The sequence below is a fragment of the Photobacterium sp. J15 genome, from assembly GCF_963870815.1.
In the GTDB taxonomy this organism is placed as follows: Bacteria; Pseudomonadota; Gammaproteobacteria; order Enterobacterales; family Vibrionaceae; genus Photobacterium; species Photobacterium marinum.
In genome coordinates this window covers 3386752-3401026 of the sequence record NZ_CAWMUI010000001.1, presented here as the reverse complement: position 1 = coordinate 3401026, position 14275 = coordinate 3386752, and the positions used below count along the sequence as shown (strand labels likewise).

The window sequence follows — 14275 nt, the reverse complement described above, 5'->3', positions numbered from 1 at the left end:
CCTCTCCTTATGCCGTTACCGTTGCGGTTTCCAGGGTACGAATATCAACAAAATGGCCGGCGCAGGCCGCGGCTGCAGCCATCGCTGGGCTGACCAGGTGGGTACGGCCGTCACGGCCCTGACGGCCTTCGAAGTTACGGTTGCTGGTCGAAGCGCAACGCTCGCCCGGGCCTAAGCGGTCATTGTTCATTGCCAGGCACATAGAGCAGCCCGGCAGGCGCCATTCAAAACCGGCTTCGATGAAAATCTTGTCCAGCCCTTCTTTTTCGGCCTGGGCTTTGACCTGCTCGGAGCCCGGCACAACCAGCGCTTGGACGTTCGGGGCAACCTGGCGGCCTTTGGCGATTGCAGCAGCGGCACGGATATCTTCAATTCGGGAGTTGGTGCAGGAGCCGATGAACACTTTGTCGATGTTAAAATCTGATAGCTTTCTGCCGGCTTCCAGCCCCATGTAGGCCAGCGCTTTTTCTGCCGAGGCTTTTTCTACCGGATCGGTGAAGTTCTCTGGCGACGGGATGGCTTCGTCAATGGCTATCACCTGGCCCGGGTTGGTTCCCCAGGTCACTTGAGGCCTGATGTCTTTGGCATCTAAAGTCACAACGGTGTCGAATTGGGCGCCTTCGTCAGTTTTCAGTGTCTTCCAGTATTCGACTGCGGCCTCGAAGTTGCCACCTTTCGGGGCAAAGTGACGCTCTTTGATGTAGTCGAAGGTGGTTTGATCCGGCGCGATCAGTCCGGCTTTGGCACCCAGTTCAATGGCCATGTTGCAGACGGTCATCCGCCCTTCCATTGTCAGGTCGGTAATGGCTTCGCCGCAGAACTCGACGACGTGGCCGGTACCGCCTGCCGCGGTAGTTTTGCCGATGATCGCCAGCACAATATCCTTGGCGGTGATCCCCGGTGCTACCTTGCCTTTTACCTCAATTTTCATGGTCTTGGCACGGGCCTGCTTCAGGGTCTGGGTTGCCAGCACATGTTCAACTTCAGAAGTACCGATACCGAAGGCCAGTGAGCCGAACGCGCCGTGAGTTGCGGTGTGGGAATCGCCGCAGACAATGGTCATGCCCGGCAGGGTAATGCCCAGCTCAGGCCCCATAACGTGGACGATACCCTGGTATTTATGGTTGAGGTCGTACAGGGTGACACCGAACTCTTTGCAGTTTTTAGCCAGGGTTTCCATCTGGATCCGGGCCATTTCGCCGGAGGCTTTGATGTCTTTGGTCTGGGTCGATACGTTGTGATCCATGGTGGCGAAGGTCTTGCCGGTCTGGCGTACCTGGCGGCCTTTTTCACGCAGGCCGTCAAAAGCCTGTGGTGAAGTTACTTCGTGCACCAGATGGCGGTCGATATACAGGATCGGGTTCTCGCCTTGTGCCGCGACAACAACGTGGGCATCGTATACTTTTTCATACAGCGTCTTCGGCGCTTTTGCTTGTGTGTTTGACATTGCTCGATTGCTCCTTGTTATCGTTAGGCCTGGCGGATATAGGCGGCGATCCTGTCGCCCATTTCACTGGTGCTCAGTGCCGGGCTGCTACCTGCCAGATCGGCTGTCAGCTCGCCGGCTTCCAGCGCTTGGGATACCGCTTGTTCGATGGCACGGGCGGCCTGTTCTTCACCCAGGCTGTAGCGCAGCATCAGGGCAGCGGACAGGATCTGAGCTACCGGGTTGGCAATGTTCTTGCCTGCAATATCCGGTGCAGAGCCGCCTGCCGGTTCGTACATGCCGAATTTGTCCTGGTTCAGGCTGGCAGACGGCAACATGCCCATCGAGCCAGTGATCATGGCGCATTCGTCGGAGATGATGTCGCCGAAAATGTTGGAGCACAGCATGACATCAAACTGGGCAGGATCTTTGATCAGCTGCATGGTCGCATTGTCGATGTACATGTGGTTCAGGGTGACTTCCGGATAGTCCCTGGCAACGTCTTCCACTACCTCGCGCCATAAGATAGAGCTTTGCAACACATTCGCTTTATCAATTGAGTAGACATTCTTGTTGCGTAGCATGGCGGACTCAAACGCGATCCGGGCGATACGTTCGATTTCGTAACGGTGGTAGACCTCGGTATCAAAGGCTTTTTCCAGTGGACCTTCACCTTCGCGGCCCTTCGGCTGGCCGAAGTAGATGCCGCCGGTCAGTTCGCGTACTACCACAATGTCGAAGCCGCGTTCGGAAATATCAGCCCGAAGCGGCGAGAAGCGCTCCAGGCCTGTGTGGATCTGGGCCGGACGTAGGTTGCAGAACAGCTGGAAGTGTTTGCGCAGCGGCAGCAGGGCACCGCGTTCCGGCTGGTCATTCGGCGGCAGGTGTTCCCATTTCGGGCCGCCAACCGAGCCGAACAGAATGGCATCGGCAGCTTCACAGCCTTTCAGGGTTGAGTCCGGCAGCGGACAGCCGTGGTTGTCGATGGCAATGCCGCCGACATCGTATTCATTGCACTCAAGGCTAAAGCCAAATTTTTCCTGAACCGCAGCCAGCACCTTGTGTGCCTGCTGCATGACTTCAGGGCCAATACCGTCACCCGGTAGAACGGCAATCTTATATGTACCTGCCATGGTTATACTGTCTCCATATGGGATTTTTGTTTGATTTCTGCAATTTGTTCAGCGCGGTGAATGCTGTTGATTACGTGTAGCAGCGCCTGTCCGGACGCTTCGACGATATCGGTCGCCAGTCCGGTGCCGTGATATTTGCGGCCTTTGTAGTTGGCGATGATGTCCGCCTGGCCCAGGCCGTCTTCCCCTTCGCCCTTGGCTGTCAGGTCGAATTTATCCAGTACGATCTCGTAGCCTGTCAGGCGGTAGATACACTGGTAAAGTGCATCTACCGGGCCGTTACCAACCGCAGCTTCGCATTTTTCCTCATCGCCGCACTGTAGTTTGATGCTGGTGGTCGCCATAACGCTGCCTGATTGCACGCTCAGGTAGTTCAGCTTGTAGAAGTCGTCTTCTTCGCGCAGGTTGGCGAAATACATCAGGGCCTCTAAATCATAGTCAAAGACTTGCCCTTTGCGGTCTGCCAGCTTCAGGAAGTCTGCGTAAAGCTGGTCCAGATCGTATTCTTTTTCGGTGTAGCCCAGGGTATCCATGTGGCTTTTCACTGCGGCACGGCCGGAGCGGCTGGTCAGGTTCAGAGCCTGGTTCTTCAGGCCGATTGATTCCGGCGTCATGATTTCGTAAGTGTTTTTGTTCTTCAGCATGCCGTCCTGGTGGATCCCCGAGGAATGACTAAAGGCATTGGCACCGACAATCGCTTTGTTGTCCTGGATTGGCATGTTGCACAACTGGCTTACCAGCTTGCTGGTGCGGGAAATTTCTTCATGGCGGATATTGGTGTTAACACCCAGGAACTCAGCTCGGGTTTTGATGATCATAGCGATCTCTTCCAGCGCACAGTTACCGGCCCGTTCACCGATGCCGTTGATAGTGCCTTCTACCTGGCGGGCTCCTGCCTGGACCGCGGCCATGGAGTTGGCAACCGACATGCCCAGATCATCATGGCAATGGACGGAAATAACGGCTTTGTCGATATTTGGTACCCGGTTGAAAAGCTCGGAGATAATGCCGCCGAATTCATTGGGGATGGTATAGCCGACAGTATCGGGAATGTTGATGGTTGAGGCTCCGGCACTGATGGCGGCTTCGACCATCCGGCACAGGTTATCTATCGGGGTACGGCCAGCGTCTTCACAGGAAAATTCGACATCATCGGTGTAGTTCCGGGCTCGTTTGACGGCTGCAACGCCCATTTCAATCACGTCATTGTAACTACGGCGCAATTTGTCCTCTACATGGATGGTTGAGGTTGAGATGAAGGTATGAATACGGAAGGCTTCGGCTACTTTCAATGATTCGGCTGCCACATCAATATCTTTGGCAACAGCCCGCGATAGCGCACAAACCCGGCTGTTTTTGATGTTTTCGGCAATGGTTTTGACCGATTCGAAATCACCCGGTGATGAGACGGGGAAACCTGCTTCGATAACATCAACCCCAAGGCGTTCCAGGGCAAAAGCGATCTGCAGTTTTTCTTTCACCGTCAAGCTGGCCTGAAGCGCCTGCTCGCCGTCACGCAAGGTGGTATCGAAAATTATGACCTGATCTTTCATTGCTTCTTCCTTATGTTGGCCTGCCTGTTGTGTCTGGCTTGGTCTGCATCCGCTGCGCCGGCCCTATATATGAAAAAACCCGCGCAGGTTGCGCGGGTTTTGCTGTGTTTGTTTCAGTGGTGTTTCCCACCCATAAGCTACCCGCGCGAATGATTCACGATAATGAGGAGGCTAAGGAGTAGAGAGAAACGTTTTTGCATTTGTTAATGTTTTCCACAATGTTGATTAACAAATGAATACCAAATAGGCAGGTTAAACGTCAACCATTAATTGAGTGTTTATTTTTCAATTTTCTTTATCTTTTTGATTGGGTTGGTTTTATTTTTGTGTTTGCGGAGTTTTATCCAGTGTCGACAGCAGTACTAACGGACAGTTTGATTGCTGAAAAGCCTGAAAATAGAGTTGCTTGTTCGCATTTTATTAACAATGAGAAACGGCACAAATTAATCGTTTTAGCTGCTGGTATAAAATTAATCAATTGATTAATTACTGCTGAATTAATCTACTGCGAGACTTTTGGTGATGTAGAGTAAATTATTAATCAGGTGATTAATTAAATTGATTCGACGGGCAAAACGGGAAAGAAGATGGCAGGAAAAGCAGGACGTCCAAGCGGAGATTCTGACGCCAGGGAGCGCTTGATCACAGAGGCCAAAAAGCTGTTTGTGGCACTCCCTTACAGCAAGGTATCAACCAGGATGATAGCAACGAAGGCGGATGTGAATGTCGCACTGATTCGTTACTACTTTGGCAACAAGGCCGGGCTGTTTGAAACCATGCTGAGAGAAACGATGGCACCGATTCGGGAGCAGTTTCGTCGGGCGATCAATATCGGCGATATAGAAAGCATTGGCGAGTTAATGCGTACTTACTATCGTATTATGGCGCCGACCCCTGATCTGCCTAAATTAATTGCCCGTACGATGATGATGGAACCCGGTGATTTACAGCGGGCTACGATGGAAAAAATGTTCAATGAAATCGCCTTGCCAGCAGAAGAACTTATGTTTGACAAGATGAAGCATGTCGGGATTTTGCGCGAGGGGATCTCCCCGGTCAAAGCCCGAATGACGTTTATGAGCATGATGATCTTCCCGTTCTTGGTGCCGCCGGCCTTGCTCGGCTTCCACGGTATTGATTTGAATGAAGAGTGGCTGATGGAGTTGGCCGATCACAATGTCAATGTGCTGCTCAAGGGGGTTTTGGCTCAGGGAGGCGATGGATCCAATGAAGTTTAATCGAAATTACCTGATTTTCCCTGCCATTTTGGTCGGAGTCGCGATTCTGATGTTGGCAGTGAACTTACGTAAAGCTCCGGCAGTGAATCCGGGTTTGAATAAAGCGCGTCCGGTTGATGTGATTAGCCTGCAACAGTTGCCGTTGGCACCAGAGGTCACCGGGTTTGGCCGGGTCAGACCGAAAGTAGAGTGGCAGGCGATAGCGGAAGTATCGGGGAAAGTGATTTACCGCCATCCGGATCTGGAGAAGGGGCGGGTGCTCGATGCCGGAACCGTATTGCTGAAAATTGATCCGCTGGATTATGAACTGCGTCTGGCACAGGCGGAAGCAGACGTCAGCTCCAGCCAGGCACAGTTGGCGAAACTGACCCAGGAAGAAGCCAATCTCAAGACCACCCTGAAAATAGAGAAAAACCGGTTGCAGATCAGTCAGAAAGAGCTGGCCCGAAAAAAAGAGCTGCGGCGCAAGGGACTGACATCGCAATCGGCGGTGGATTTGGAACAACAAAATACCTTGGCCAGCAAGAAAGTGGTGCAGGATATTGAGAATCAGCTGATTGTGCTGCCGAATGAGCGCAAGGTGACGCAGGCTCAGCTGGAAGTAAACCAGTCCCGGGTGGCTGAAGCCCGCCGCTCATTGGATAAAACCATCATTACCCTGCCGTTTGATGCTCGGATTTCCAGTGTAGATATTGAACAAAATCAGGTTGTTAATACCCAGCAAAGCATGGTGGTAGCTCATGGTATCGATACTGTCGAAATTGATGCCCAGATAGCCTTGCATGATATGCAGGTACTGGCATCCAGCCTGACTCGCTATACCGCCCATGCGGATGGTCGACCGCGTGCCGATCAGCTGGATCTGACTGCGATGATTCAGCTTTCCAGCGGCAGTTTTACCCAACAGTGGCCCGCTAAGGTTGCCAGGATCAGCGATACGGTGAATGCCAATCAGGCTACGGTCGGGGTGATCCTTGAAGTGAGTCAGGATTATAGTCAGTTGTCGCCGGAAAGTGCGCCGCCGCTGGTGAACGGGATGTTTGTTGAAGCGCGCCTGACTGGGCAGTCAAACGCTCATTGGGTGATCCCTGAGCGGGCGTTGCACGGCGATAAGATCTATTTGGTCAAAGATGATAATACGCTGGATATTCAGCAGATCACCGTGCTGTTCCGTCATAACGGAAAGGTTGCTATTCGCGGTGAACTGTCGGCTAGCCAGCAGTTGATCACCAATGATCTGTTGCCTGCGGTGGCGGGCATGGCGCTCAGGGTGGTGACCCATAATGGTGAGCCAGTTAAAGAAGCGCAGAATCAGGAGGAACCGGCGTCATGATCCGTTATTTCTCCCGCCACCCGACTGCCGCGAACTTGTTGATGCTGGCATTGCTGTTGTTCGGTATCGCGTCTTTGCCGCAAATTAAGCGGGAAACTTTCCCCGAATTCTCACCGCCTTATATTCTGGCATCTGTTGTCTATCCCGGCGCTTCACCACAGGAAGTGGAAGAAAGCATCTGTATGCGGATGGAAGATGCGGTTGACGGTCTGGCCAATATCGAAGAAACCCGTTGTGAGGCGGTCGAAGGCTCGGCCTCATTGGTTCTCAAGTTGACTAGCAGCGATGTGGTGTCGCGGATGCTGGTAGATGTCCAGACTCAGATCAATGCAATCAATGACTTTCCGGCAGAGATTGAAGCGCCGATCGTCCGTGAACTTGACTGGAATGAACCTGTCGTTGATGTCGCGATCAGTGCCGATACCAGCTGGCCGCACCTCAAAGCCTATGCTGAGCAGCTCAAGCGCAAGCTCAAATTGGATTACGGTGTTTCATTGGTTGAGGTCGCCGGTTTCTCTACCCACCAGATCCGGGTTGAACTCAAAGAAGCACCGCTGCGTCAGTTAGGGTTGAGTGTGGTCGATGTGGCTGATCGTTTGTCGCGCCAGAACCTCAAATTACCGAGCGGTAATATTGAGCTGGCCGAGAAAAATCTGTTGATCCGTTTTGATGAGCAGAAAGTGACGCCGGAAACCATAGCCGACACGGTGATCGGGGCTGACAGCGAAGGATCACTGTTACGTCTCGGTGATATTGCCACTATTACTGATCGCTTTGAGCTCGATGAGCAGAAAGTGCTGTTTGACGGTAAGCCATCGGCACTGCTGAAGATCAGCAAAAACAAAGCCGATGATGCCCTGCGGATCAAAGAGCGGGTGGTTCAGTTTGTTGAAGATGAAAATAAGGTCGCGCCGACCGGGGTTGCCCTTAACCTGACTAATGACATTTCTTCCGTGCTATGGGATCGCCTGACCATGATGGTCAAGAACGGCTGGCAGGGTGTGGTACTGGTCTTTGCTACCATGTGGCTGTTTTTTACCTTTCGTTATTCATTTTGGGTGGCGGCCGGATTGCCGGTAGCGTTTCTCGGCAGCCTGTTTCTGATGGCCGGGCTGGGGCTTTCAATCAATATTATGTCTCTGGTCGCACTGCTGATGGCGATCGGTATCATGATGGATGATGCCATCGTGATAGCCGAATCAATTGCAGCTCATCTTGAGCGGGGGATGTCGGTGCCTGACGCTGTGACACAAGGTGTAAAGAAAGTGTTCCCCGGCGTGCTGTCGTCCTATCTCACCACGGTCTGTATTTTCGGTAGCCTGTTGTTTCTGGAAGGAGAAATGGGGGCCGTGCTTAAGGTCGTGCCTATGGTGCTGATCTTAGTGCTGACCCTGAGTCTGGTTGAAGCCTTCCTGATCCTGCCTAATCACCTGAGTCATTCCCTGCAAAAGCAACGCGATCGAAAGCGGCGGGAGCGACGACCGTTGGCGTTTAAGGCGCGTTTTCTCAAGCGGTTTGAAGCGTTTCGTAATAATCAGCTGGTAACAGCGGTAGATGTGGTTGTGCGCTGGCGTTACCTGTTCCTTGGCAGTGTGATTGCAATGCTGTTTGCATCTGCTTCACTGCTGGCAGGTGGTGCGCTCAAGTTTGTCGGCTTTCCTGAGCTGGATGGCGATATCGCCGAAGCTCGGGTGATCCTGCCACCGGGTTCGTCACTGGCTCAGACTGAGCGGGTGGTGGAGCAAATTGTAACAGCGGCACACAAGCTCAATGAGGAGTGGAGCGAGAGTAAAGAAGACGGCAGGACGCTGGTCGAGCATATCACCGAGCAATATAACTTTAATGCCGATGCTGATGAAAACGGCCCGCATGTAGCCACTGTCCGGTTGGATATCCTCGGGGCGGAGACGCGAAATACTGTCATTGATGACTTTATTGATGCCTGGCGTGATGAAGTTGGAGTACTGGCTGATCCGGTTTCCATGGTATTCAAGCAACCGATGGTCGGTCCCGGTGGCCGGGCGGTTGAAATTCGGATGCAACACGATGATTTGGAACAGTTAAAAGCCGCGTCGGTTGAGTTGCAGCAGTTTCTCAGCGAGTTTAACGGTGTTTCCGGTGTTCTTGATGACATGCGGATGGGTAAACAGGAAGTACTGGTGAAGTTGCGTCCCGGTGCGGAAAGCTTCGGGATAGACGGTCAGATGATCGCATCTCAGCTACGGGCGGCGTACTTTGGCCGTACGGCGGATGAAATTCAGCTTGGGCCGGAGAATATCGAAGTTGAGGTGAGGTTTGATAAACAGGAAGCGGCTAACTTACAAACCTTAGCCAGCTTCCCGGTGATTCTAACTGATGGCAGCCAGATCCCGCTTGCTTCAGTAGCGGTGCTGGAATACCAGCGTAATTTTGTCCGGATCCAGCGAATTAATGGTGTCAGGACCTTGAGTGTGTTTGCTGATCTCGACAGTAATAAAATTAGCTCAACAGAGATCACCCGTCAGTTCCGCAGCCGGATGATGCCTAAGTTGCAGCAGGAGTATCCGGGACTGCGCTTTGACTTTGAGGGGGAAGCGAAAGATACCGCCAAGACGGGTCAGTCGATGGGAATTGGCTTTATGCTCGGTATCTTCGGGGTGTTTGTGATCCTCAGCTACCAGTTCCGTAGTTACTTAGAACCTTTCGTGGTACTGCTGGCGATCCCGCTGGCTCTAATCGGGGTGTTCTGGGGCCATTGGTTGCTGGGTTTTGCCCTGAGTATGCCAAGCATAATGGGTTTTGTGTCCCTTGCTGGGGTCGTGGTGAATGATTCGATCCTGTTGGTGCAATATATCCGTCACCATGTCGATGAGGGTGACAATGTTCATGATGCTGTGGTGAAAGCTAGTCGCGAGCGCTTCCGGGCTGTATTCCTGACTTCGCTGACTACGGCGGCCGGATTATTGCCGCTGATGCTGGAAACCAGTTTGCAGGCACAGGTTATTCAGCCGCTGGTGATTTCCATTGTGTTCGGCATCTTTACCTCCACCTTGCTGGTGTTGTTTATGATCCCGGCCGCTTACGCCATTCTGGCAGATTTCAATCTGGTGCGGAAACACGAGGCCTTGGTTACGGCCTGACTTGTTCATCGAGATTCGAACCTGTTTCATGCTGTGCGGGGCCTTCGGGCCCCGTTTTTATTGCTGGAAAATTTTCCATTGAGCTTCCTTTAAAACGTCACGGCCCTGTCATCTCGAAACCGTTACATAGATGTTTTCATCTTCTTCGTTTCAGATAAAGAGGAGGGGGGCGGCGATGGAGTATCTGAAGTCAGCCGCAATTAGTTTGGGTTTGATATGAATTCTGTGGGAAGGGGGAAATTGTCGGATGGGGCGATGGTGATAGCAGAATGGGCTTTGGAAGGTGACTGGTATCACTGTGATGAATTGTGGCGACAGCTTTGGCGTGAGGTCGAATTTCTGGATTTTGTCCGGGACTCAATGGTTGAGCCCGGCCGTACGGTAAAACGTGAATTTTCGATGAGTGGAATTTATTAACCGTTCACGAAAACGTTTTTCTCGGGTTACAGGAATGTGTAAAAAACGAACAAAAAAGCAGCGTTTTTTGCTTATAATTACCCCTTTATCTTATTTATACATTTTTTAGATCTTTTTAGAAGTGGATTAACTTAATGATTTAAAAGAATTTATATTCTGAATTTTGACTTCGGCTGATAAGTATTTACATTTGCTTATTTTCGCCTCTTGGTTTCATCAATCCATTTGAATAATACTTGCCGCATCCCATTCAGGGGGCAATTGTTTCGGGCAGAGGATATGTCCCATTTATTCAATTGGAGGCATAACGGATTTTGCCCCAACCAGATTCAAGTAGAGGCAAAATATGACGCGTAAAACTTCATCTATTCACCCGGTTGATGGTTACAAAATGGAGTCAAATCTAAGAAGTGTAGACCTGAATTTGCTGACAGTTTTTGATGCTGTGATGCAGGAACAGAATATTACCCGAGCTGCTCATAACCTGGGCATGTCTCAGCCTGCTGTAAGTAATGCCGTTGCCCGTCTGAAGGTGATGTTTAACGATGAACTGTTTATCCGTCATGGTCGTGGTATTCAGCCGACTCAGCGTGCTAAGCAGCTTTTCGGTCCGGTTCGTCAGGCTCTGCAATTGGTGAAGAACGAGCTGCCGTCATCGATTTTCTCGCCTGAGACGTCAAGCCGTACTTTCAAGTTGGCTATCTGCAGCCCGTCTGATATGCGTTTTGCACCACGTATCCTGCGCAATGTGTCTGAGCAGGCACCGAACCTGCGTGTACACCTGGAAGCTGAGCTGGATGCAAACCTGACCCAGAAGATGCGCTATCAGGAAGTGGACTTCGTGATTGATTACGTTCGCTTCGATGAACCTGGCTTTTGCAGCACAGAGCTGTTCAGCGATGAGCTGGTTGTGATTGCTGCCGGTAACCACCCGCGCATTGGTGAGTCTATTACAGAAGCAGAATTTGCGGCTGAAAAGCATGCTGTACTGAAATCGATTCCTGGTGTGAAGATGTTTGCTGACCATATCTACAATCAGCATGCGAGCTACAATGAAGCTTACCAGGGCGCGAGCCTGAGCAACATTATGTATGTTTCTGGCCAGTCTGATCTGATTGCTGTGATGCCACGCTGGCTGGCAGAATCTGCTGCTCACAACCTGCAGCTGAAGGTACTGCCACTGCCGTTTGACTCGGCGAAAATCAGTGGTTACCTGAGCTGGCATGAGTCATCACAAAAAGACAAAGGCCATATCTGGATGCGTAACCAGCTGCTTGAAGTGTGTGGTGACAACTCATACTAAGCTGCTATGTAAGCTAAAACAGACAAGCAAAAAGCAGATATTAGTAAAAAGCCGGCACCTGTCGGCTTTTTTGATCCCGTTGTGCCCGTTTTTTTGCTGAAGTTGGTCGCCGGACAGTACTTGCTTACATTTTGTGTTAATTCTATTAATAAGACGTATAAACCCTGTGCTGACAAGGGCTGGGGACTGAGAGCACCGCAGCATAAAACGCAAAATATCTCGCTTTATTGTTGCCTTTTTCGGTGTCAGCTGTAGACTGCGCTCCTCTAATAGGCTTACAGGTGTAAGCTAAAATGGCAGAGTAGTTATGGCTGAACGTGATCTTCATATCGTAAATCGAATTCGTAACCAGATTGCCCGCCTGGGCGATCGGGTAGCACTGCGTCATCAGGTCAATGGCCAGTGGCAGGATATTAGCTGGGCTGAGTTTGGTGAGCAGATCCAACAGCTTGCCCTGGCAATGCTGGCTCAGGGGCTAAATGTTCAGGATAAGATTGGTATCTTTTCCAATAACATGCCGCGCTGGACCGTTGCTGATTTTGCGGCCCTGTATAACCGCTGTGTAACTGTACCTATCTATCCGACCAGTACGCCGCAGCAGGCTGCGTATATCATTAATAACGCAGATATCCGCATTCTGTTTGTGGGTGAGCAGGCACAGCATGATGCTGCGCTGGAAATCGCTGCTGAGTGCCCTCAACTGGAGCGTATTGTGGTGATGTCGCAGCAGGTTGAGCTGGCTGAACATCCATTGGTATGCAGCTATGATGATTTTGTTCAGCAAGGCTCTGGAGATGTTCAGGCTGAGCTGGAGCAGCGCCTGTCGCAGACCGCGATGGATGACCTGTTTACTCTGATTTATACATCGGGTACGACTGGCACTCCGAAAGGGGTGATGCTGGATTACGGCAACGTTGCGGGTCAGATTGAAGGTCATGATGAAAAGCTGGCGCTGGATGAAGGCGACGTCTCCCTTTGTTTCCTGCCATTGTCACACGTATTTGAGCGTGCCTGGACTTTCTATGTCCTGCACCGTGGCGGCGTAAACTGCTACCTGTCAGACACCAACAAACTGCGCGAAGCCCTGGTTGAAGTGAAGCCGAATGTGATGGCGGCGGTACCGCGGGTTTACGAGAAGATTTACTCTGCCGTTCATGAAAAAGTCTCTCGCGCACCATTCCACCGCAAGGTAATGTTTACCTGGGCGGTGAATATGGGTGCCCGTATGGCACTGTGCCACCAGGAGCAGCGCAAGCCATCGCTGCTACTGAAAAAGAGCTATAAGCTGGCTGACAAGCTGGTTTTGTCGAAACTGCGTAAGATCCTGGGCGGGCAGATCAAGTTCATGCCATGTGGCGGTGCCAAGCTGGATGCGGGAATTGGCCGCTTCTTCCATGCTATCGGGATCAACGTGAAGCTGGGTTACGGTATGACTGAAACTACAGCGACCATCTCCTGCTGGGATGATGAATGCTTTAACCCGGATTCAATCGGTTTGCCGATGCCGGGAGCCGAAGTGAAGATTGGCGAAAACAATGAAATTCTGGTGCGTGGCCCGATGGTGATGCGCGGCTATTATAAGATGCCGGAAGAGAGCGCCAAGAACTTCACTGAAGACGGTTTCCTGAAAACCGGTGATGCCGGTCATTTCGATGACAAGGGCAACCTGTTTATTACCGATCGCATCAAAGAGTTGATGAAAACCTCTGGCGGTAAATATATTGCACCTCAGGTTATTGAAGGGGCTATCGGTAAAGACCATTTCATTGAGCAGATCGCGGTGATTGCTGACACTCGTAAGTTTGTGTCTGCATTGATTGTTCCGTGCTTCGAGGCACTGGAAGAGCACGCCCGCGAGCTGAATATCAAATACCATGATCGCCTGGAGCTGGTGAAGCACAGCCAGATCCGCGAGCTGATTGAAGCGCGAGTCATTGAGCTGCAAAAAGATCTGGCTCGTTTTGAACAGGTGAAAAAATTCACTCTGCTTCCGAAAGCGTTCTCAATGGACAGTGGTGAGCTGACTCCGACTCAGAAACTGCGTCGTAAGGTGATCCAGGATCGCTACCACCGTGAAATTGAAATGATGTACGAAGAGAGTCACAAGAAGGCGTCGGCAAGCCAGCATTAATGGCGGACTTGCCTGTCGACCTCATTTCTTCAAAGGAGCCGGAAGGCTCCTTTTTTGCGTCTGGTGACTTATTAGATGTATCTGGCTTGATACTGATGCTCGGATAGCTTCGAACTGCGGTGGTTTTCTGTTCACCTTATAAGATTAATACTCTCACCAAGCGGTAATATTCAGCGGATGATCTCTATTGCATAACCTTCAAGCCGAATGAATAAAGCCATTTCTCACCAGTAACAGATTAATACTGTGAACTGCCTCCGGCTAATAGACTTGTTTGATAAAAAGGCGTTACAGTTGTTGCGGGTTACCGTTGTTTGTTATGGCAGGCGGCGGCTCGCATAGAATAAAGAAACAAGTTTGATTTCAATTTAGGCTAAAAATAAGCCCTAACTATGTTACATCAGCCCGTATAGCTAATTGTTGTGGTTTGGCCGGAATTTTTTCCTGTCGCATAAAGCATGAATAAACCGATGCTGACCATGACGCAGCAGTTGTTCTACCCGAGCTGGTTGGGGTCTGGAAACGCAAATCGTGAAACAAGGCAGTATTTATCACGAGCCCTCCCGTTTTCTGACCCTGAGCAGGATTCGACTGCCGGTGATGGCCGGGAATAATTAGCTAT

Annotated in this window: 10 protein-coding genes; 7 read left to right on the top strand and 3 right to left on the bottom strand. The window is 51.2% G+C overall.

The genetic code is table 11. The annotated features are described in order from the left end of the window. Positions 1 to 7: 7 nt before the first annotated feature. The 3 genes from leuC to leuA are packed head-to-tail and all read right to left on the bottom strand — an operon-like array spanning position 8 to position 4112. On the bottom strand, positions 8 to 1447 hold the full coding sequence (gene leuC / locus AACQ93_RS15155; protein ID WP_064605985.1) for a 3-isopropylmalate dehydratase large subunit: 1440 nt from the start codon (positions 1445 to 1447) through the stop codon (positions 8 to 10). A 23-nt stretch (positions 1448 to 1470) separates the two neighbouring features. Further along, positions 1471 to 2559, bottom strand: a complete 1089-nt coding sequence (gene leuB, locus AACQ93_RS15150; RefSeq protein ID WP_064605983.1) for a 3-isopropylmalate dehydrogenase — start codon at positions 2557 to 2559, stop codon at positions 1471 to 1473. Between the two features lie 2 nt (positions 2560 to 2561). After that, on the bottom strand, positions 2562 to 4112 hold the full coding sequence (leuA, locus tag AACQ93_RS15145; RefSeq protein WP_064605981.1) for a 2-isopropylmalate synthase: 1551 nt from the start codon (positions 4110 to 4112) through the stop codon (positions 2562 to 2564). A 587-nt stretch (positions 4113 to 4699) separates the two neighbouring features. Between leuA and AACQ93_RS15140 the strand changes: the two genes are divergently transcribed. The 7 genes from AACQ93_RS15140 to AACQ93_RS15110 all read left to right on the top strand — a co-directional run bounded on the left by AACQ93_RS15140 (position 4700) and on the right by AACQ93_RS15110 (position 14267). Then, on the top strand, positions 4700 to 5350 hold the full coding sequence (locus AACQ93_RS15140; RefSeq protein ID WP_064605979.1) for a TetR/AcrR family transcriptional regulator: 651 nt from the start codon (positions 4700 to 4702) through the stop codon (positions 5348 to 5350). Then, complete coding sequence (locus AACQ93_RS15135; RefSeq protein WP_064605977.1) at positions 5340 to 6683, top strand: efflux RND transporter periplasmic adaptor subunit; 1344 nt, start codon at positions 5340 to 5342, stop codon at positions 6681 to 6683. The genes AACQ93_RS15140 and AACQ93_RS15135 overlap by 11 nt, the downstream gene beginning before the upstream one ends. Further along, positions 6680 to 9802 (top strand): efflux RND transporter permease subunit, encoded by a 3123-nt coding sequence (locus AACQ93_RS15130; protein ID WP_064605975.1) that lies wholly within the window; start codon positions 6680 to 6682, stop codon positions 9800 to 9802. The genes AACQ93_RS15135 and AACQ93_RS15130 overlap by 4 nt, the downstream gene beginning before the upstream one ends. A gap of 216 nt (positions 9803 to 10018) precedes the next feature. Further along, entirely contained in the window at positions 10019 to 10219 is a 201-nt protein-coding gene (locus AACQ93_RS15125) for a hypothetical protein (protein ID WP_157097579.1), read from the top strand. Positions 10220 to 10565: 346 nt separating this feature from the next. Then, the gene (gene leuO / locus AACQ93_RS15120; RefSeq protein WP_007467602.1) at positions 10566 to 11522 is read left to right on the top strand and encodes a transcriptional regulator LeuO; all 957 of its coding nucleotides are present in this window, start codon (positions 10566 to 10568) and stop codon (positions 11520 to 11522) included. 307 nt (positions 11523 to 11829) lie between these two features. Beyond that, positions 11830 to 13653, top strand: coding sequence for an AMP-dependent synthetase/ligase (locus AACQ93_RS15115; protein WP_064605973.1), 1824 nt, complete (start codon positions 11830 to 11832; stop codon positions 13651 to 13653). A 458-nt stretch (positions 13654 to 14111) separates the two neighbouring features. Then, entirely contained in the window at positions 14112 to 14267 is a 156-nt protein-coding gene (locus AACQ93_RS15110; RefSeq protein ID WP_157097578.1) for a hypothetical protein, read from the top strand. Positions 14268 to 14275: the final 8 nt, after the last annotated feature.

Excerpts from the sequence above, each read along its gene's own strand:
- leuC (WP_064605985.1), bottom strand. The coding sequence starts at position 1,447 with ATGTCAAACACACAAGCAAAAGCGCCGAAGACGCTGTATGAAAAAGTA.
- leuB (WP_064605983.1), bottom strand. The coding sequence starts at position 2,559 with ATGGCAGGTACATATAAGATTGCCGTTCTACCGGGTGACGGTATTGGC.
- leuA (WP_064605981.1), bottom strand. The coding sequence starts at position 4,112 with ATGAAAGATCAGGTCATAATTTTCGATACCACCTTGCGTGACGGCGAG.
- AACQ93_RS15140 (WP_064605979.1), top strand. The coding sequence starts at position 4,700 with ATGGCAGGAAAAGCAGGACGTCCAAGCGGAGATTCTGACGCCAGGGAG.
- AACQ93_RS15135 (WP_064605977.1), top strand. The coding sequence starts at position 5,340 with ATGAAGTTTAATCGAAATTACCTGATTTTCCCTGCCATTTTGGTCGGA.
- AACQ93_RS15130 (WP_064605975.1), top strand. The coding sequence starts at position 6,680 with ATGATCCGTTATTTCTCCCGCCACCCGACTGCCGCGAACTTGTTGATG.
- AACQ93_RS15125 (WP_157097579.1), top strand. The coding sequence starts at position 10,019 with ATGAATTCTGTGGGAAGGGGGAAATTGTCGGATGGGGCGATGGTGATA.
- leuO (WP_007467602.1), top strand. The coding sequence starts at position 10,566 with ATGACGCGTAAAACTTCATCTATTCACCCGGTTGATGGTTACAAAATG.
- AACQ93_RS15115 (WP_064605973.1), top strand. The coding sequence starts at position 11,830 with ATGGCTGAACGTGATCTTCATATCGTAAATCGAATTCGTAACCAGATT.
- AACQ93_RS15110 (WP_157097578.1), top strand. The coding sequence starts at position 14,112 with ATGAATAAACCGATGCTGACCATGACGCAGCAGTTGTTCTACCCGAGC.